General features: G+C 73.2%; 19 protein-coding genes. 10 read left to right on the top strand and 9 right to left on the bottom strand.

The window, feature by feature from the left end; genetic code table 11:
* Positions 1-5: 5 nt before the first annotated feature.
* The 3 genes from BLA60_RS02130 to BLA60_RS02140 are packed head-to-tail and all read right to left on the bottom strand — an operon-like array spanning position 6 to position 2,995.
* Positions 6-1,508, bottom strand: a complete 1,503-nt coding sequence (locus tag BLA60_RS02130; protein ID WP_075130946.1) for a tripartite tricarboxylate transporter permease — start codon at positions 1,506-1,508, stop codon at positions 6-8.
* A 1-nt stretch (position 1,509) separates the two neighbouring features.
* Complete coding sequence (locus BLA60_RS02135; protein WP_075130947.1) at positions 1,510-1,995, bottom strand: tripartite tricarboxylate transporter TctB family protein; 486 nt, start codon at positions 1,993-1,995, stop codon at positions 1,510-1,512.
* Between the two features lie 4 nt (positions 1,996-1,999).
* Positions 2,000-2,995, bottom strand: a complete 996-nt coding sequence (locus BLA60_RS02140; RefSeq protein WP_075130948.1) for a tripartite tricarboxylate transporter substrate binding protein — start codon at positions 2,993-2,995, stop codon at positions 2,000-2,002.
* A gap of 80 nt (positions 2,996-3,075) precedes the next feature.
* Here BLA60_RS02140 and tcuA point away from each other — a divergent pair, with 80 nt between their 5' ends.
* The 3 genes from tcuA to BLA60_RS02155 all read left to right on the top strand — a co-directional run bounded on the left by tcuA (position 3,076) and on the right by BLA60_RS02155 (position 7,120).
* Positions 3,076-4,530 (top strand): FAD-dependent tricarballylate dehydrogenase TcuA, encoded by a 1,455-nt coding sequence (gene tcuA, locus BLA60_RS02145; protein WP_075130949.1) that lies wholly within the window; start codon positions 3,076-3,078, stop codon positions 4,528-4,530.
* Between the two features lie 35 nt (positions 4,531-4,565).
* Complete coding sequence (locus BLA60_RS02150) at positions 4,566-4,763, top strand: hypothetical protein (protein WP_075130950.1); 198 nt, start codon at positions 4,566-4,568, stop codon at positions 4,761-4,763.
* 107 nt (positions 4,764-4,870) lie between these two features.
* Positions 4,871-7,120 (top strand): DUF6351 family protein, encoded by a 2,250-nt coding sequence (locus BLA60_RS02155; RefSeq protein WP_075130951.1) that lies wholly within the window; start codon positions 4,871-4,873, stop codon positions 7,118-7,120.
* Between the two features lie 8 nt (positions 7,121-7,128).
* On the opposite strand, the gene BLA60_RS02160 is transcribed toward BLA60_RS02155, so the two are convergent.
* Positions 7,129-7,677 carry a TetR/AcrR family transcriptional regulator gene (locus BLA60_RS02160; RefSeq protein WP_075130952.1) on the bottom strand — a complete coding sequence of 183 codons (549 nt, stop codon included), beginning with the start codon at positions 7,675-7,677 and terminating at the stop codon, positions 7,129-7,131.
* Between the two features lie 62 nt (positions 7,678-7,739).
* On the opposite strand from BLA60_RS02160, the gene BLA60_RS02165 reads away from it, so the two are divergent.
* The 6 genes from BLA60_RS02165 (at position 7,740) to BLA60_RS02190 (ending at position 12,745) form a co-directional block, all read left to right on the top strand.
* Positions 7,740-8,960 carry an FAD-dependent monooxygenase gene (locus tag BLA60_RS02165; protein ID WP_075130953.1) on the top strand — a complete coding sequence of 407 codons (1,221 nt, stop codon included), beginning with the start codon at positions 7,740-7,742 and terminating at the stop codon, positions 8,958-8,960.
* 125 nt (positions 8,961-9,085) lie between these two features.
* On the top strand, positions 9,086-9,415 hold the full coding sequence (locus BLA60_RS02170) for a hypothetical protein (protein WP_075130954.1): 330 nt from the start codon (positions 9,086-9,088) through the stop codon (positions 9,413-9,415).
* Positions 9,408-10,772 carry a chromosomal replication initiator protein DnaA gene (locus BLA60_RS02175; RefSeq protein WP_075130955.1) on the top strand — a complete coding sequence of 455 codons (1,365 nt, stop codon included), beginning with the start codon at positions 9,408-9,410 and terminating at the stop codon, positions 10,770-10,772. The genes BLA60_RS02170 and BLA60_RS02175 overlap by 8 nt, the downstream gene beginning before the upstream one ends.
* A 2-nt stretch (positions 10,773-10,774) precedes the next feature.
* Positions 10,775-11,530: an ESX secretion-associated protein EspG gene (locus BLA60_RS02180; protein ID WP_075130956.1), complete on the top strand. Its 756-nt coding sequence runs from the start codon at positions 10,775-10,777 to the stop codon at positions 11,528-11,530.
* On the top strand, positions 11,527-12,420 hold the full coding sequence (locus tag BLA60_RS02185; RefSeq protein ID WP_075130957.1) for a hypothetical protein: 894 nt from the start codon (positions 11,527-11,529) through the stop codon (positions 12,418-12,420). The genes BLA60_RS02180 and BLA60_RS02185 overlap by 4 nt, the downstream gene beginning before the upstream one ends.
* 1 nt (position 12,421) lies before the next feature.
* On the top strand, positions 12,422-12,745 hold the full coding sequence (locus BLA60_RS02190; protein WP_075130958.1) for a hypothetical protein: 324 nt from the start codon (positions 12,422-12,424) through the stop codon (positions 12,743-12,745).
* Between the two features lies 1 nt (position 12,746).
* Here the strand turns inward: BLA60_RS02190 and BLA60_RS02195 are convergent, their stop codons facing one another.
* The 5 genes from BLA60_RS02195 to BLA60_RS02215 all read right to left on the bottom strand — a co-directional run bounded on the left by BLA60_RS02195 (position 12,747) and on the right by BLA60_RS02215 (position 16,796).
* The gene (locus BLA60_RS02195; protein ID WP_075130959.1) at positions 12,747-13,538 is read right to left on the bottom strand and encodes an Fpg/Nei family DNA glycosylase; all 792 of its coding nucleotides are present in this window, start codon (positions 13,536-13,538) and stop codon (positions 12,747-12,749) included.
* Entirely contained in the window at positions 13,525-14,475 is a 951-nt protein-coding gene (locus BLA60_RS02200) for a ribonuclease Z (protein ID WP_075130960.1), read from the bottom strand. Before BLA60_RS02200 ends, BLA60_RS02195 begins: the two co-directional genes overlap by 14 nt.
* Before the next feature lie 40 nt (positions 14,476-14,515).
* Positions 14,516-15,685, bottom strand: a complete 1,170-nt coding sequence (locus tag BLA60_RS02205) for an MAB_1171c family putative transporter (RefSeq protein ID WP_154814059.1) — start codon at positions 15,683-15,685, stop codon at positions 14,516-14,518.
* Positions 15,682-16,233: a hypothetical protein gene (locus tag BLA60_RS02210; RefSeq protein ID WP_075130961.1), complete on the bottom strand. Its 552-nt coding sequence runs from the start codon at positions 16,231-16,233 to the stop codon at positions 15,682-15,684. The genes BLA60_RS02205 and BLA60_RS02210 overlap by 4 nt, the downstream gene beginning before the upstream one ends.
* Positions 16,234-16,340: 107 nt before the next feature.
* Positions 16,341-16,796: a helix-turn-helix domain-containing protein gene (locus tag BLA60_RS02215; RefSeq protein ID WP_075130962.1), complete on the bottom strand. Its 456-nt coding sequence runs from the start codon at positions 16,794-16,796 to the stop codon at positions 16,341-16,343.
* A gap of 127 nt (positions 16,797-16,923) precedes the next feature.
* Here BLA60_RS02215 and BLA60_RS44725 point away from each other — a divergent pair, with 127 nt between their 5' ends.
* Positions 16,924-17,940 carry a GGDEF domain-containing protein gene (locus BLA60_RS44725; RefSeq protein ID WP_162292886.1) on the top strand — a complete coding sequence of 339 codons (1,017 nt, stop codon included), beginning with the start codon at positions 16,924-16,926 and terminating at the stop codon, positions 17,938-17,940.
* Positions 17,941-17,942: the final 2 nt, after the last annotated feature.

Consider the following 17,942-nt stretch of genomic DNA (forward strand, 5'->3'; position numbering starts at 1 on the left):
GGTCCTCAGCCGCGGTCGCGCGTGGCCGCCCGACGGCGCAGGGCAGGCAGGGCCAACGACCCGATCAGCGCCAACGCCACCACCACCCACAGCACGATGGTGATCCCGCCGGAGAACAGGATCGACGGGTCGCCCTCGGACAGGGTCAGGGCCCGGCGCAGCTGCTCCTCGGCGATCGGGCCGAGGATCAGACCGACGACCGCCGGGGCGACCGGGATGCCGCCCAGGCGCATCAGCAGGCCCAGCAGACCCAACGCGGCCAGCACCAGCAGGTCCACCGCCGTGCCGCCGGCCGCGAACGTGCCCAGGGTGGCGAACACCAGCACCCCGGCGTAGAGGCCGTAGGAGGGGATCGTCAGCAGCCTCGCCCAGACCTTGGCCAGCGGCAGGTTCAGCAACAGCAGCATCACGTTGCCGATGTAGAGGCTCGCGATCAGCGTCCACACCAGCGGTCCGGACTCGCTGAACAGCTGCGGACCCGGTTGCAGGCCGTAGGACTGGAACGCGGTGAGGATCACCGCGGCCGTCGCGGAGGTCGGCAGGCCGATCGTCAGCAGCGGGACCAGGACACCGGCCGCGGCGGCGTTGTTGGCCGCCTCCGGCCCGGCGACGCCCTCGATCGCGCCGTGGCCGAACTCCTCGGGGTGCTTGCTGAGCTTCTTCTCCGTGGCGTAGCTGAGAAAGGTCGGGACCTCGGCACCGCCGGCCGGCAGGCTGCCGATCGGGAAACCCAGCGCCGTGCCGCGCAGCCACGCCGGCCACGAGCGGCGCAGGTCCGACCTGGACAGCACCGCCCGCTCGCGCAGCGGCGCCACGGTGGTGTGCCCGGTGCCGGTCAGCAGGTGGCCGAACGCCTCGCTCAGCGCGAACAGCGCGATCACGACGATCACCACGTCGACCCCGTCGAGCAGCGAGTCGATGCCGAAGGTGAGACGGGGCTGGCCGGTCTGGGTGTCGATGCCGATCAGGCCGATGGTCACGCCGACCAGCAGGCTCGCCACGCCCTTGAGCAGGCTGCGGCCCAGCAGCGCGCTGACCGTCACGAACGCCACGGCCATCAGCGCCACGTACTCCGGCGGGCCGAAGCTGGTCGCGAAGTCGGCCACCACCGGCGCCAGGAACGTCAGCGCGACCGTACCGATGGTCGCGGCGACGAAGCTGCCGATCGCGGCGGTCGCCAGGGCGGCGGCAGCGCGGCCGGCCCTGGCCATCTTGTTGCCCTCCAGCGTCGTGATCATCGACGCGCTCTCGCCGGGCGTGTTGAGCAGGATCGCCGTGGTGGAGCCGCCGTACATGCCGCCGTAGTAGATGCCGGCGAACATGATCAGCGCGTTGGCGGGGTCGAGGCGGAAGGTGATCGGCAGCAGCAGCGCCACGGTCAGCGCCGGGCCGACCCCGGGCAGCACGCCGACCGCGGTGCCGATGGTGACGCCGATCAGCGCCCACAGCAGGTGTTCGGGGGTCACCGCGGCGGCGAACCCGTCCATCAGCAGGCCGAAGGAGTCCATCTCAGAACCCCCACGGCCCGGTCGGCAGGCTCAACCCGATCACCCGGTCGAACACCAGGAACACGATCGCCGCCAGCGCCCAGCCGTAGGCCACCGTGCGCCAGAAACTGGGCGCCCCCAACAACATCGCCGCCGCGACGAACAGGGCCGTCGAGGTGAGTACGTAGCCGAGGACCGGCAGCAGCAGCGCGAACGCCACCAGCGCGGCGACCATCCCCAGCACCCGGGGCCCGGCCCCGCGCTGCCACGGTTCGCCGTCGGCCGCCCGCGCGAGTTGGAGTCGCGCCTGCACCAGCAGCCCGCCGCCGACGACCCCCAGCAGGACGCCGACCGGCAGCGGAACGGCCGCCGGCCCGACCGCCCCGGAGGTGTCCGGCAGCCGGACCGCGTCCACGATCACCAGCACCGACGCCACCAGCATCACCGCGCCGAACGCGCCGGAGGAGAGCACGGTGCGCCGGTCGGGCGCCGGTTCGGTCTCGGTCACCTGATCACCCCAGCCCGATCTCGGCCAGCACCTGGGACACCCGTTCCTGCTCGTCGCGGACGAACCGCTCGAACTCCTCGCCGGCCAGGGTCGCCTCGCCCCAGCCGCGTTCGGCCAGCGCCGAGCGCCACGCGTCGGTCTCGGTCATGTCGACCAGCAGGTCCTCCAGGGCCTGCTCCTGTTCGGCGGTGATCCCGCGCGGGGCGACGACACCGCGCCAGTTCTGCAGCTCGACGTCCATGCCGGCCTCGCGCATGGTCGGCACGTCGGGCAGCGAGTCCAGCCGCGAGGGGCTGGACACCGCCAGCGCCCGCACCGTGCCGGCCTCGATCTGCGGCGCGATCTCCGAGACCCCGGAGATCGCGATCGTCGAGCGGCCGGAGAGCAGGGTGCTGAGCATCTCGCCGCCGCCGGAGTGCGCGACGTAGCTGACCTGGGCGGGGTCGGCGCCGGCCGCCTTGGCCATCAGGCCGGCGAGGATGTGCTCGGCGCCGCCGGCCGAGCCGCCGGAGATCGACACCGCCGGCAGGTCGGCGCTCATGGCGGCGGAGACCCCGGCGAGGTCGGTCAGCTCGGAGTCGGCGGGCACCACGATCACCTGGTAGTCGGTGGTCAGCCGGACCAGCGGGGTGGTGTCCTCCAGCGAGTACCGCGACTCGTTGGCCACGACCGCGCCGACCATGATCAGTCCGGTGGCCATCAGTTGGCTCGGGTCGCCGTCGTAGCGGACGAACTGGCTCAGGCCGATCGTGCCGCCGGCGCCGGAGACGTTGTACACCTCGGTGCGCCCCACCAGCTCGCGCAGTGACTCCTGCATCTCGCGGGTGGTCTGGTCCCAGCCGCCGCCGGGGGAGGCCGGGGCCATCAGCCGCAGCTGCCGCTCGCCGAGCACGTCCCGCGCGGTCGACCCGGCGTGGCCGTCCTCCGGCGCGGTGAGCACCACCGTCACGGTGGCCAGTACCGCGACCGCGGCGGGCAGCCACCGGCGTATCCGTCCCATCGAACATCCCTTGGTCGATGCGCTGTCGACACTTGTATACAGTGGCTGGCGGGGTCAGCACAAGGAACGATGGAGGGCACATGCCGGCCGAGGAAACCGACGTCGTGGTGGTCGGTGGGGGAAATGCCGGGTTCAGCGCCGCGCACGCCGCCGCCGAGCGCGGCCGGCGCGTGCTGCTGCTGGAAAAGGGCGAACCCGACCAGGCCGGCGGCAACAGCTACTACACCGCCGGCGCGTTCCGCGTCGCCCACGACGGCCTCGCCGGGATCACCGGCCTGCTCGACCACGACGACCGGCACGCGCACACCGTCCTCGCGCCCTACCCGGCCGAGGAGTTCGCCGCCGACCTGGCCGCGGTGACCGGCGGACGCAACGACCCCGCCCTGTCCGCCGCGCTGATCGACGACAGCCAGGACGTGCTGCGCTGGCTGCACGGCAAGGGCCTGCGCTTCCGCCTCATGTACGAACGCCAGGCCTACCCCGACGCCCGGGGCCGGCAGGTGTTCTGGGGCGGGCTGACCGTCGGCAGCACCGGCGGCGGCCGGGGACTGGTCGAACAGCACACCGCCGCCGCCCGCGACGCCGGTGTCGTGCTCCGCCACGGCGTGCGGGTCACCGACCTGGTCGTCGAGCACGGCCGGGTCACCGGCGTCGCCTGGGCCGGCGGCACCGTGCGCGCCGAGTCGGTGGTGCTGGCCGCCGGCGGGTTCGAGGCCAACCCGGACCTGCGGGCCACCCACCTCGGCGAGGCCTGGCGGCACGCCAGGGTCCGCGGCACCCCGCTCAACACCGGCGACCTGCTGGTCGCCGCGCTCGCCGCTGGCGCCGCCCGGCACGGAGACTGGCGCACCTGCCACAGCGTGGCCTGGGACGCCTGGTACCCCGGCAACGAGAGCAACCGCGCGCTGACCAACCAGCTGACCAGGGGCGGCTACCCGCTGGGCATCGTGGTGAACAACCGGGGCGAGCGGTTCCTCGACGAGGGCCGCGACTTCCGCAACTACACCTACGCCGAGTACGGCGCCCGCATCCTCGAACAACCCGGCGGCGTGGCGTTCCAGCTCTTCGACGCCACCACCCGGCCGATGCTGCGTGCCGAGGAGTACGACATGCCCGGCGCGTCGGTCGTCGTCGGCCAGACGCTGGCCGACCTGGCCGCCGGTGCCGGCATCAACCCCACCGCGCTGGCCGCGACCGTCGCCGCCTTCAACGACTCGATCGACCGCTCGGTGCCGCTGGACATCGCCGTGCGGGACGGCCGGTCGGCGTCGGCCGACCCGCCCAAGTCGCACTGGGCGATCCCGCTGGAACGTCCGCCGTACCACGCCTTCCCGGTCACCTGCGGGATCACCTTCACCTTCGGCGGCCTGCGCGCCGACGTCCACGGCCGGGTGCTCGACGAGTCCGGCGCGCCGCTGCCCGGCCTCTACGTGTGCGGCGAGATGCTCGGCGGGCTGTTCAGCGGCAACTACCCCGGCGGCAGCGGGCTCACCGCCGGCGCGGTGTTCGGGCGTCGCGCCGGCCGACTCGCCTGACGTGTAGGAACCGGGCCGCCGGGTACGACCCAGCCATGGCACACCCCACGACGGCGGCCCGCGCGTACACCGGCAAGGCCGGCGACGACGACCGGATCCACCTGGTCGACGCGCCGGAGCACGTCCTGATCGACCCCGCCCCCTACCGGACCCGGTGCGGTGAACGGGTGTTCGAGGTCTTCAACACCCCGTTCACGGTCACCTGCCAGACCTGCCTGGCCACCGAACGGTGACGGTGAACTGACGGCATTCGGCGGCCGTCGGCGGTCCCGCGCTGGGCTATCGTGTCCGTGCCGGTGCGCTGGGACACCGTGAGACACCGCGAGGCTGGGAGGGCGCGATGCCGCGTCGTCGGTTCACCGTTGTCGCGGCCCTGGCCGTCGCCGGCCTGCTCGCCAGCGGGGTCGGCGCCGCGAGCGCGGCCCCCGGCGGACGCCACCACGGGCTCGCGGTGGAGACACTGTCCGGGCCGGCGCGCTACGTCAGCGGCGACGCGGCCAGGATCCGGGTCACCGTGCCCCGGTCGCTGCCGCTGGACCGGGCACGCGTCACCGTCAACGGCAGGGACGTCACCGCCGCCTTCACCCCGGACGACCAGGCGCCGCACGCGCTGGAGGGCGTGGTGCGCGGGCTGCCGGCGGGACAGAGCACGGTCGAGGCGCGGGCCGAGCGCGAGCGCACCAGCCTGCGGCTGGTCAACCACCCGGTCACCGGCCCGATGTTCTCCGGCCCCCAGCAGCCCGACTTCTTCTGCTCCACGCCCCAACACCTCGCCGGCTTCGACCTGACCGGCCCGTTCCTCGACGAGGACTGCTCGCTGCCGACCGTCACCAGCCACTACTACCGGACCACCGGCGGCGCGTGGCGGCCCTACGACCCGGCGGCGCCCCGACCCGAGGACCTGGCCACCACCACGACCGCCGACGGACACGAGGTCGACTTCGTCATCCGCTGGGAGCGCGGCACCATCAACCGGTTCGTCTACACGATCGCGGTGCTCGACCCGGAGGCGAGCGGGCCGGCCGACCTGCCGCACTGGAACCGCAAGCTGATCTACCACTTCGGCGGCGGCGTGGCCATCGGGCACTACCAGGGGTCCAACAACCAGGGCGAGTCCCGGTACGTGCACGGTCTCGGGCAGGGCTACGCGATCGCCTGGTCCACCGGCACCAAGACCAACACCCACTACAACATGGTGCTCGGCGGCGAGACCGCGATGATGGTCAAGTCCCGGTTCGTCACCGAGTACGGCGACCCGGTGTACACGGTGGGGCTGGGCGGTTCCGGCGGCGGCATCCAGCAGTACCTCTACGGCCAGAACCACCGCGGCCTGCTCGACGGCGCGATCCCGCAGTACTCCTACCCGGACATGGTCACCCAGACCATCCACGTCGGGGACTGTGAACTGCTGGAACGGTGGATGGACCGCAAGGTGATCGCCGATCCCACGTCGAAGTGGCGGACCTGGACCAACCGCACGCTGCTGGAGGGCCTGGCCTCCTCGGACACCGTCGCCAACCCCTACCAGCAGCTGACGCCGTGGATGCCGAGCCCGGGGTCGAGCGAGTGCGTCAACGCCTGGCGCGGGCTCTCGCCGCTGACGCTGAACCCGAAGTACGGCACCGTTCCCGGGATCACGCCCGAACAGCAGGCGAAGGTCGAGTGGACCCACTGGAACGACGCGGTCAACGTCTACGGCCGCGACCCGCTCACCGGCTACGCCAGGTCCACCTGGGACAACGTCGGTGTCCAGTACGGACTCCAGGCGCTGCGCGACGGTCAGCTGACGCCCGAGGAGTTCCTCGACCTCAACGCGACCGTCGGCGGCTGGAAACCACCGCAGGACGCCGTCCAGGAGGGCTGCCCGTTCATCGAGACGGCCTGTCCCGGTGACGTGGACGTGTGGAGCGTGCGCAACCAGACCGTGCCGGGGGCCAACGGCGTCGCGCCCCGGACCGAGGGCAGCGTCGAGGCGATGCGCGCGGTCTACCGCTCGGGCATGGTGTTCGACGGTGACATCGACATCCCGGTGATCGACTGGCGGCACTACCTGGACGCCGAACTGGACATGCACAACGCGCGCCAGTCCTTCGCCTCCCGCCAGCGGATGCTCGACCGCGACGGCTCGGCGGCCAACCAGGTCGTGTGGTTCACCGACGCCCGCCCGGCCCGCGCGTTCGACCAGACACCGCAGGCGCTGGCGGTGATGGACCAGTGGCTGACCAACCTGGCGGCCGACCCGGCCGGGGGAGTGGTCGCCGCCAAGCCGGCCGAGGCCGTCGACAGCTGTTTCGCCACCGACGGAACCCCGCTGTACCGGGGCGCCGACGCCTGGCGCGGGATCATCGACTCGCGCGCCGATGGCCCGTGCACCGCACGGTTCCCGATCAACGGCACGTCCCGCACGGTGGCCGGTGGCCCGTTCGACGAACAGCACTACAAGTGCGCGCTCCAGCCGGTGCGCGCCGCGCTGGGCAAGGGCGTGTACGGCGACTGGCGGCCCTCGCGTGCGGAGCTGGCCCGGTTGGGCGAGATCTTCCCGTCCGGGGTCTGCGACTACCGCAGGCCCGACGTCGGCCGCCCGCGCTGACCCCGGACCTACCGCACGGCCGCCGCGACCGCCTGGATCGCCTCGCGCAGGTCGTGACCCGACGGCGGGCTGTCCCGGTCGACCAGTGACAGCGCGGCCAGGCCGCCGATCAGTGCCTGGAACAGCGCGCCGACCGCGTCACCCTCGACCCCGAACAGGGTCGCCAGCTCCGCCTGCGCGCGCCGGTTGGCCTCCGCGAACACCTCTCTGAGCTCCGGTTTCCGGTCGAGGCTGGCCAGCAGTTCGAACTGGATCGCCCACAGCCGGTGGTTGTCGGTGAACGAGCTGATCACCCTGTTCCACGTCTGCTCGAACCGTTCGGCCGGGGTGAGGTCGGGGCCGGCCGAGGTGAGCGCGGCGGCGAGGTCGTCGCCCCAGTCGGCCATGGCCTGCTGGAGCGCGGCGTTGAGCAGGTCGTCCTTGGTGCCGTAGTGGTAGCCGATCGCGGCCAGGCTCACCCCGGCGGCGGTGGCGATGTCACGCGCGGTGGTGCGCGCGTAGCCCTTCTCGTGCAGGCAGTGCAGCGCGCCGGCGAGGAGGTCCTCCCTGTTACCCATGAGACAACTGTACAACACAAACGTCTTGCACAAGTGTCTAACACGGTTGTACCGTCGCTCTCGTGAAGAACACCACGGTCCTTGTCTCCGGTGCCGGCGTCGCGGGCATCACCCTCGCCCACTGGCTGCGCCGCCACGGCTGCACGCCGACGGTCGTCGAACGGGCCGCCGGCCCGCGCGACGGCGGCTACAAGATCGACATCCGGGGCGCGGCACTGCGCGTGGTCGAGCGCATGGGCCTGCTCGACCAGATCCGCGCCCACGCCACCGGCGTGCGGTCGGGCACCGTCGTCGACGGCCGGGGCCGGCGGGTCGCCAGCATGGACGGCGACACCTTCGGCGGCCGCGACAGCGGTGGCGACGGTGGCGGCGGCGATGGCGGTGGCGACGCCGAGATCCTGCGCGGCGACCTGCACCGCCTGCTGCTCGAGGCCACCGAGGGCGTGGAGTTCCTGTGGGGCGAGGAGATCGCCGGCCTGAACCAGGCCGGCGACCACGTCGACGTGACCTTCGCCGGCGGGGCCACCAGAGCCTTCGACCTGGTCGTCGGCGCCGACGGGATCCACTCGACGACCAGGACCATGGCCTTCGGCCCCGGCGACCACGTGCGCGACCTCGGCTACCGGGTGTCGATCTTCAGCGTGCCCAACCACCTCGGCCTCGACCGCGAGGAGATCACCTACGTCAGCCCCGACCACACCGTGCTGGTGTACTCGACCGCCCGGGAGGCCGGCGCCAAGGCCATGTTCCTGTTCGCCGACGACACCCCGCTGCCCGCCGACGGCCGGCGCCACCTCGTCGAGCACTACCGGGACCAGGGCTGGGAGGTGCCGGCGCTGCTGTCCGAGATCGGCGAGGACTTCTACCTCGACTCGCTCAGCCAGGTCCACCTCGACCACTGGTCGACCGGCCGGATCGCCCTGGTCGGCGACGCCGCCCACTGCGCGTCCGTCGCCTCCGGACAGGGAACCAGCCTGGCGCTGGTCGGCGCCTACGTGCTGGCCGGCGAACTGGCCGCCGCCGCCGACCACACCGAGGGCTTCGCGAACTACCAGGCCGCGCTGCGCGAGTTCGTCGCCACCAACCAGAAGCTCGGTCCGGCCAACGTGCGCCGGATGGTGCTGGGCAGCCGCGGCCAGGTCCGCGTGTCGATGGCGCTGCTGTCGCTGCTGTCCCGGCTGCCCGGCCGCGAGCGACTGCTGGCCAAGGCCGTCGCACCGATCCACCGCGCCGCCAACGCCATCGACCTCAAGGACTACCCCGTCGGCGAGGTCGCCCAGTAGGGAGCGCTCCCACCTGCGGAGAAGGGCCGATCCAAGGTTCGTCCCAGGTCTGTCCAATGCCCGTGGGGCACCGTTTCGAGGCAGTGCGGGTCAGTGCTGGCCAGGATCGGCGGGAGGGAGCGGACGTGGCCGGGTTCATGGTCAACGAGCAGAACGTCCTGGAGATCGGCAGGGCGTTCGAGGCGGAAGCCGGACGGATGGAGCAGCGGCTCGTCCGGCACGAGGCACGGATGCGGACGGAGGCGGCGCTGGGCGACCCGGCCAGCCGCGACTTCGCCCCGGCGCTCAACCAACTCCTGGTCGAGGGCCAGGACTCCTACCTCAACCGGGCGCGGGCCTACGTGGCGGAGCTGCTGGGGGTGGCCCGGCAGTGCCGCGACGCCGCCCTGGCCTACGGCTACACCGAGGACGAGATCGCCCAGGCGATGCGAGGGATCGGGGGCTACCGTGTCTGACTCCGGCCAGCTCCCCGAACAGTCCGGCCCCGCCGGTTTCGGCCTGGGCATCGGCTTCTACCAGTACGAGGGTTTCCCGCTCGAACAGAAGATCAGCTGGATGGCACAGGGCCCCGGCGCCTCGGTGCTCGCCGAGGCGCAGGCGGCGGTCGTCGACCTGGGCAATGACCTGATCGAGAGCGAACAGACGCTGCGCGACCTGGTCAACCGGCTCGGCGGCGAGTGGACCGGGTCCGCCGGCGGCGCGGCCGGGCGGTCGATGGTGACCGCCGCGAGCTGGTCGGCCGGCTCGGCGCCGGTCACCGGGGAGGCCGGCTCCCAGGTGGGGCTGCAGGGCGAGTCGGTCGAGCGGACCCGCTACGGCATGCCCGGCGCGGCACCGCGCCCGGAGTACGGGTTCGGCGACGCGTTCGGCGACGCCGTCAACCTGACCACCGGCAACCTGTTCGACGTGCAGACCGACTTCGACGAGCAGGTCGCCGCCCGGCGCGCCGCCGACGACGAGGCCAACCGGCTGCTCTACGCGCACGAGCAGGCCACCCGGACCAACCTGGCCGCCATTGCGCCGCTGGCCCGGATCGAGCCGATCACCGTCAGGGCCGACGTGCCGCCGACGACGCCACTGGTCGCCCGCGAGACCACCGAGAACCGGATCACCGAGATACCGCGGGTCCGCCCGAACGAGCGGACCACGGACCGGACCCCCGACCGGACTCCCGACCGGAACGAGCGGGAACCCGAGCAGAAACCGGACCAGAAACCGGAGGACCAACCGAGGAATCAGCAGGACGACCGACCGGAGCAGCGCGAACCGCTGGACCAGCGACAGACCCGACCGGAACAGGCCCCGGAGACGGACCAGCGGGTCCCCTCCCCGCCGGAGCCGACGACCACGCCGAACCACAGCGGCGTGACCCCGTCGAGCTTCGTGCCGGAGGCGGACCGCCCGTATCCCGGGCCGGCCAACCCGCGCGGGGGCTTCGGCCCGACCGGCGTGGGCGGTGGGGGAGTTGGTGGTGTGGGTGTCGGCGGTGTGCCCGGTGGGTTCGTGGGCGGAGCGGGGGGCTTCGTGCCCGGCGCGGAACCGGTGGCCGGGCGGGCCCCGGGAGCCGCGGCGGGCGCGGTGCCGCCAGGGGGAAGCCGCACCGCCCCGACGGGTGCCCGTGCGGCCGGGGTTCCCGGCCGCACGGGCGGTCCCGGCTCGCTGATGGGTCCGGCCGCCGGTGGTGCCCGGGGCACCGGCGACGACGACGCCGAGCACACCGACCGGTACTTCAGTGACACCGACGAACTGTTCACCACCGACGACATCCTGGTGCTCAACCACTCGGTCATCGGTGACGAGAGAAGGGCCTAGCCATGCCGGTCACCACGCCCGACACCGTCGCACTGTCCGTCGTGGAGTTCGAGGTGTGCTGGGAGCTCGCCGGTCTCGGCGCGCTGCCGCTGGTACTGGACCTGCCGCGCCAGGGCCGGACCCCGGCCGAACGGCAGCGGGTCGTCGCCGAGGTGCTGGCCGGACTGCGGGACCGGGGCCTGGCCGGCCGCGGCGGCCCCCGGCCGGAGCTGGTCCGCGACCTCACCCGGCTCGCCCGGTTCACCTGGGCGGTCGACGCCAGGATCATCCGCACCGGCCTGGTCCGGGCACGCGGCGGCGCCCGGGCCGGCTGGGCGACGCTCGCCGTGCACGACGGCCCCGCCGTAACACTGTGGACGGTCCCCGAACACGCGCTGGTCGCCGAGGTCGTCGCGCTCGCCGGTCAGGCGCCGACCAGCCGCGTCGACTCGGTGAGCGTGCGGGCCGCCGCGCTGGACGGCGCGACCTCCCGCGCGGCCGGCGGCATGCACGCGTTCGCCGAGCGGCTGGCCGCCCTCGGCGAACGCGTCACCGACGCCCGCGCGGTCGCCCGGGTGTGCGACGGCGCGCTCGCCAGAGGCCAGTTCGGGGTGCGCACCGGCGACACCGTCGGGTCGCGCCGGGTGATCGGCTACCACGACAGCGCCGCCGGCCGGTTCCTGCAACTGCGCCGCGACGGCTGGGTCACCTTCACCCCGGCCACGCAGGCCCAGCTGGCGGCCCAGATCAGCGGACTGCTCGACGAGGTACGGGGATGAGTGGGCCGATCCGGGGCATCGCCGACGCCGCCGACGCCGGCGAGGCGTACGTGCGCAAGTACGCCGAGGTCTCCTTCGGCCAGGAGGGCCTGATCCTTGACCTCGTCGGCCCGCACGACCACGCCTACGCGGTGGTGCACGGGGCGATGACCGCGATCGCGCGGATCACCGAGCGGACCGGCGCGGCCGTCGACGCGCTGGCCGCGCGGCTCGACGAGCCGGCCGAACCCGACCAGGTCCGGCCGGTCACCGACCCGACCGTCCACTTCCGCGATGCCGACCAGGCCGGTGACGGTGTCGGGTTCGACCTGGACGGTGACCCGCTCAGCCCGCCGGCCGTCATCCGCGAGGTGGTGTACCAGCTGGCCGGCGTCGACCCGTTCGTGTGGATGGTCGGCTGGCTGCGCGGGGACTGGGCGGCCTACCGGACCTGCGGCACGGCCTGGGAGCACGTCGCCGACGCCTGCCCGGACTTCGCCACGAACCTGACCAGGGCGGCCGGCGACACCCCCGGGCGGTACCGGGAACCGCTGAGGCTGCTCGCCGCAGCCGTCGAGGAGATCCAGTTGACCTGCGAGGTGCTGGCCGAGAACTACCGGGCGGCGGCCGAGGTGGCCAGCCAGCTCCACGAGGCGCTGACCGTGGTCGCCGGGGAGATCGTCGACACGGTGCTGATGGCCATGGCCGCGGCGGCCGTCGGCGACGCGACCGTCGAGACGGCTGTCGGCCCGGTCACCGGGTACGGGGCGGCGGCCTACCACGCCCGACAGGTGCTCGACCTGATCAACGAGGCGGTGACGCTCTACGGGCGGTCCAGGACGGTCGTCGCCGGCATCACCACGACCGTGCGCGACCTCGACGCGATCACGGTCCAGGAGGAGGGGAACTGACATGCCACGGGACTCGATCGACGCGGGGGTACTGCGGCACCTGGAGCGCGCCGACCAGGACCCCGCGATCCGGGAACTGGCCAGGGATCTGCTCGCCGGCCGGCTCACCCCGCGCGGTGCGCTGCGGTCCCACGCCGGACCACTGGCCGCCCTCGGCGAGCGGGCCATGGCGAACTGGCGCTCGCTCACCCCCGAGGAGCTGCGCCACCACCAGGAACAGGCCGCCGCCCTGACCGGAGCCGGCCGGCGACCACCGCCGCCACCCCGTCACCCGGCCCGTGAGCCCGGCCAGGACGCCTGGGTCGACCGGGGCCTGTTCGGCTGACCTACGCCGGCCCCGGCTGGCAGCGCGGGCAGTGGTAGGCGATCCGCTCCCGCGTGCCGCTGCCCTGCACACCGGTCAGCACCGGCCCGCCGCAGCGCAGACAGCCGAGCCGGTCCCGGCCGTACACCCACAGCTCCCGCCCGCGCCCCGGCTGCCCGGTGGTCGACCGCTGTCGCCGATCGGCGTTGTCCACCAACAGTTTCCGGCACAGCTCGACGGTCTCCACCGGGTCCACCCCGGACACCGGTGTCCACGGGGACACCCCGAGCAGGAAACACACCTCGGTCTTGTACACGTTGCCGACACCGGCCATCACGTGCTGGTCGAGCAGGGCGAGACCCAGCTCGCGGTCCGGGTCGGCGGTGAGCCGGCGCCGGGCCAGCTCGGCCATCTCCGGTGACCAGTCCGGGTCGAGCAGGTCGGGTCCGAGGTGGGCGACCAGCCCGGACTCCTCACCGGTGGGCACCAACGCCAGTCGCAGCAGCCGCTGACCGAGGGCGAGGCGGGTGTCGGTCTGCAACAGGACACGGGTCCAGTGGCCGACGGGGGCGCGCCGGCCGGGGTCGTGGAAGGTCCACGAGCCGTCCATCCCGAGGTGGCTGTGCAGGCTCAGGTCGCCGCCGAAGCGCAGGAACAGGTGCTTGCCGACCGACCGGGCGCCCTCGACGGTGCGGCCGGTGAGGTCGGCGGTGGCCAGCCGGGGGTGGCGCAGCTGCGCCCTGCGCAGGGTCGCGCCGCCGAGTTCCCTGGTCAGGGCCACGGCGGTCTGGCGGACGGTGTCACCCTCGGGCACCCCGCCAACCTACGCCCGCCCCGGCTCGCCGGGGCGGGACAGGCACCCGGGTGAGGTCCTCGGCGACCACGATCGGGCCGTCGAACACCGCCGCCGCCTCCTCGTGGAAGCGGGTCGGGTCGGGGTAGCGGGCGGAGAAGTGCGTGAGCACCAGGCACCGCACGCCGCTCTCGGCGGCCACCCGCGCGGCCTGCGCGGCGGTGAGGTGCCCGTAGTCGGCGGCGAGCCCGGCGTCCTGGTTGAGGAACGTCGACTCGATCACCAGCATGTCGGCGTGCTCGGCGAGCGCGTACACGCCCTCGCAGAGCCGGGTGTCCATCACGAACGCGAACCGCTGGCCAGGGCGGTGCTCACTCACCTCGGCCAGCGCCACGGACCGGTCGTCGCGGTGCAGCACGCCCTCGTGCAGCAGCCGGCCGACGTCCGGGCCGGTGATGTCCAGGCGGGCCAACGCCTCCGGCAGCATCCGCCGGCCGTCCGGCTCGACCAGGCGGTAGCCGAAGGAGTCGATGCGGTGGTCGAGCCGGCGGGCCTCCAGCGTGCCGAACGGGCCGGTGGCGACCGGTCCGTTGCGTTCGACGGGCTGCTCGACCAGGGTGGCCACCTCGTGAAAGGCGGCCGCGTAGCGCAGCCGCCGGAAGTACTCCGCGCCCGAGGCCGGGTAGTGCGCGTACACCGGTTTGTCGACCCGGTCCAGCGACAGTCGCTGCACGACACCGGGCACGCCGAGGCAGTGGTCGCCGTGGAAGTGGGTCACGCACAGGTGGTCGATGGCGTGCGCGCTGACCCCGGCGTGCTGCATCTGCCGCTGGGTGCCCTCGCCGGGGTCGAACAGCACGCCGAGGCCGTCCCACCGCAGCAGGTAGCCGTTCTGGTTGCGGGTGCGGGTCGGCGCCTGGCTGGCGGTCCCCAGCACGACCAACTCGCGACTCGACACCGGGGAACCATAGCCTGATCGTGATCGTCCACGCGCGGGTTCAGGAGGCGACGTAGCGGCACGCGGTGGTGCGCCGGACCGCGTCGGCCAGTTCCACCAGCCTGTCGGTGTCCGCGCGCAGCCCGCCCTCGCCCGGCACGGCGACCGGGATCGCCTGGGGCGGCACGGTTTTGCCGGCAGCGTGGTCGCGCAGCGCGTCGGCGAGCCGCCGGGCCAGCGGCTCCGGCTCGGCGAGGTCGCGTTCGGTGGCCAGGCTGGCCAGGTAGGGGCTGATCCGGACCAGCCCGTCGCGGCACTCGATGACCCGGCGGTAGTAGTGGCGGTGCACGCCGCGCAGCCGCAGCACGTCGCGCCACGGGCCGACCGGTGTGCGGTTGAGCGCGTCCTGCGGGAACCGCTCGTTCAGTATCGTCCACAGTGGACGTAGTCGGCGGTGGTCGCGGTGGTGCCGCAGCCAGACCCTGGCCAGCGGGACCGAGCCAGCCAGGGACGGGTGCGCCATGCCGGCGAAGAACACCACCAGCCCGGTCAGGAACAGGAACGCGCTCGCGGCCACCACCGGCGCCGGGGCGGGACTGCCGGCCAGCCGGCTCAGATCGGTGAGCACCAGCACCGCGTCGGCCGTGGCGACCGCGGCCAACCCACCCGAGGCCACCCGCAGTCCCCGTCGCAGCCGGGGCTCGGCACCCTTGGCGTAACGCCTGGTCCACCGCCCGGTGGCCAGCGCGACGTACAGCAGATACCCGTTGGCCGCCATGTAGAACGCGGCCACCGCCGGTTCGCCGACCGGACCGTCGGCGGGGTCGACGGCGACCGTGGCCGCCGGGATCCGCAGCGCCTCCGGGATCGTCAGGCACGCCACGGTGAGCACCGCGAGCGCCACGACCACCACGGCCGCCTCCCGCGCCACCCGCCGCCGCGCCCGGTCGACCTCGGCGGCGGCGAACTGGAAGAAGCAGACCAGGCTGAACGCGGCCAGCAGCATCAGCACGTGTTCGGCGTAGCGGGCGGTCAGGGCGTCGGCGCCGAGGAAACTCGTGCCGGTACTCGCGGCCAGGCTCAGGGGGTAGGCCAGCGCCCAGCCGCCGATCAGTCCCACCGCCGACCACCGCCGAGCGTCGTAGGGGCGGCGGGCGAGCAGGCACACCGCCCCGCCGAGCACGGTGAGCGAGACGACCTCGTGGGCCACGTCGAGCCAGGTGTGGGTCACAGCCAGCCCCACCGGGCGGTCAGCGCGTTGCCCATGCGCCGCGCGGTGTCGTCGGCGGAGGTGGCCGGCGGTCCGACCGACTCGAACACCGTCGCCCATTCCAGGATGATCGTGGCCACCGTCTCGGCCGCGCGTTCCTGGTCGGAGTCGTAGGACGTGCGGTGCAGCGCCCGGCGCACCGCCTCCGGTGCCAGGTCGGGGTACCGGCGCGCCAGCGTGGGACCGTCGGCCGGGTCGAGTTGGGCGGGCAGGGTGTCGTCGGCCCGCTCGCAGCGGTGACCGGCCAGGATGTGGCCCAGCTCGTGCAGGATGATGTGGTCCTGGTGGGCGCGGCTGGTCTCGCTCTGGTGGAGCAGGTAGTCGGCGGAGGCCGTGCTGACCCAGGCGCCGAACGGTCCCGGCACGGGGATCGGGTGGGCCACCGGTCTTATCGGTTTGCCGCGTCGTTCCCCGACGCGCCGGCACAGCTCGTGCACGTCCAGCGGTGGGCGGATGCCCAGCTCGTTCAACAACCCCCGGCAGTACCGGCGCAACTCGCGTTCGCGCACGCCCCCGAACCTCCCCGCCCACACCCCCAGGGACCCTGTCCCGGCAGAGTTTCCCAGACCGGGGGTGGATCGCGGCAGGACCGGACGCCAGGTCGCCCGTGCTCCGTTCAGCCCTGCGGACCGCTGTCCCGCTCGGCCTGCTCCAGCCGGTGGACCACGTCGAGCAGGTCCATCACCTGGCGCCGTCCCCGGGGGGAGAGCTCGCCGGCTCGCAGGGCCATCAGCTGCGCGTCGCTGGAGTCCATGATCTCGGTCAGCCGCGCCTGCTCGGCCCGCAGCCGCACCAGCTGCTCGTCGACCCGGTCGGTCACCTCGTCGTCGAAGAAGTAGGAGACCGGCACACCGAAGAACGCGGCGAGCGCCTGCAGGTGCTTGAACGTCGGGTTGTCCTTGCGGCCCTTGCGCAGCTGCCAGATGTAGCTCTGCGAGATCGTCACCCCGGTGGCCACGATGGCCGAGGCGACCTGTTCGTTGCTGAACTCCTGGCCGTTGCGGACGGTCATCCCGGCGAACAGGTGGTTCAACCTGTCGGCGAGGGTCCTGCCTGGCTCCCGTGCGACCATCACCGGCCTCCCGCCTGTACCCAGAGATAGCAACGCCGCTGAATGTCCATTTTTGTCAGTTGAAACGAGACAGTCAATCGGTCTACCCTCGACAGAGATCCACTTTGCTTCGGTTAAGGACTTCACGATGCGGCTAGCTGGCACGGATGATGTCTTCTCCGGCCCAGGCTGTGCCACCTGTGGGCAACCCCTCGGGTTCCGCACCACCGACAAGCTGACCGGCATGCTGGACCGCTGGGGCTGGGAACGCGCCGCCGGTGAGGTCCTCGACCACGCCGGCAGCGGCCCCGCCGCGCTGCTGATGATCGACCTCGACCGGTTCAAGGAGGTCAACGACACCCACGGGCACCTCGCCGGCGACGCCGTGCTGCGCGCGGTGGCCTCGGTCGTGCGGGGCGCGACCCGCCAGGTCGACGTCGCCGGCCGCTACGGCGGCCACGGCGGCGACGAGTTCCTGGTGCTGCTGCCGGCCACCGACCGCGAGGGCGCCGAACGGGTCGCCGGGACCATCCTCACCCAGATCCGCGCGGTGGCCGTGCCGGCGCCCTCGGCGCGCGACGGGATCACCACGTTCACCGGCCTGACCGCCTCGATCGGGATCGCCGTGCGCGAGCAGTGCGCCGACCACGACGTGGTGGCGCTGTTCCACGGCGCCGACGCGGCCCTGTTGCGCGCCAAGGACAACGGCCGCAACCGGTTCGTCACCGCCGAGGTCCGGCCCAGCGACGTGCCGCCGATCTGGCGCCTGCGCGGCAAGGGCCGCGACGCCGGTGGGCGGATCACCGACCTCACCTCCGACTGGAGCTCCGAACTCGGCCACCCCGGGCCGGCCACCGACTACGAGACCGTGCTCGCCGAGCAACTGCGGGCGCTGCTGCGGGTCCTGCCCGACGACCACGAGCTGGACGTGCTCGCCGCGCTGTCCTGCGGCCCGCTGCCCTACCGCGACGTGCTCGACCTCGGCGAGTCGGCCGAGCGGACCGTGCGCCGGCTGGAACTGGCTGGTCTGGTGGTCTGCGACCGCGACGGCGCGACGGTCCGGACCTGTTCGCTCAGCGCCGCCGCGCGCGAACTGCTCGACCGGCTGCTGCCGGCCATCCAGTGGGCCGGCCGGATCAGCTCCGGCGGCGTCACCGGCGGCTGAGG

This window comes from Actinophytocola xinjiangensis, assembly GCF_001921215.1.
GTDB lineage: Bacteria > Actinomycetota > Actinomycetes > Mycobacteriales > Pseudonocardiaceae > Actinophytocola > Actinophytocola xinjiangensis.

Excerpts from the sequence above, each read along its gene's own strand:
- BLA60_RS02130 (WP_075130946.1), bottom strand. The coding sequence starts at position 1,508 with ATGGACTCCTTCGGCCTGCTGATGGACGGGTTCGCCGCCGCGGTGACC.
- BLA60_RS02140 (WP_075130948.1), bottom strand. The coding sequence starts at position 2,995 with ATGGGACGGATACGCCGGTGGCTGCCCGCCGCGGTCGCGGTACTGGCC.
- tcuA (WP_075130949.1), top strand. The coding sequence starts at position 3,076 with ATGCCGGCCGAGGAAACCGACGTCGTGGTGGTCGGTGGGGGAAATGCC.
- BLA60_RS02150 (WP_075130950.1), top strand. The coding sequence starts at position 4,566 with ATGGCACACCCCACGACGGCGGCCCGCGCGTACACCGGCAAGGCCGGC.
- BLA60_RS02155 (WP_075130951.1), top strand. The coding sequence starts at position 4,871 with ATGCCGCGTCGTCGGTTCACCGTTGTCGCGGCCCTGGCCGTCGCCGGC.
- BLA60_RS02160 (WP_075130952.1), bottom strand. The coding sequence starts at position 7,677 with ATGGGTAACAGGGAGGACCTCCTCGCCGGCGCGCTGCACTGCCTGCAC.
- BLA60_RS02180 (WP_075130956.1), top strand. The coding sequence starts at position 10,775 with ATGCCGGTCACCACGCCCGACACCGTCGCACTGTCCGTCGTGGAGTTC.
- BLA60_RS02185 (WP_075130957.1), top strand. The coding sequence starts at position 11,527 with ATGAGTGGGCCGATCCGGGGCATCGCCGACGCCGCCGACGCCGGCGAG.
- BLA60_RS02190 (WP_075130958.1), top strand. The coding sequence starts at position 12,422 with ATGCCACGGGACTCGATCGACGCGGGGGTACTGCGGCACCTGGAGCGC.
- BLA60_RS02215 (WP_075130962.1), bottom strand. The coding sequence starts at position 16,796 with ATGGTCGCACGGGAGCCAGGCAGGACCCTCGCCGACAGGTTGAACCAC.
- BLA60_RS44725 (WP_162292886.1), top strand. The coding sequence starts at position 16,924 with ATGCGGCTAGCTGGCACGGATGATGTCTTCTCCGGCCCAGGCTGTGCC.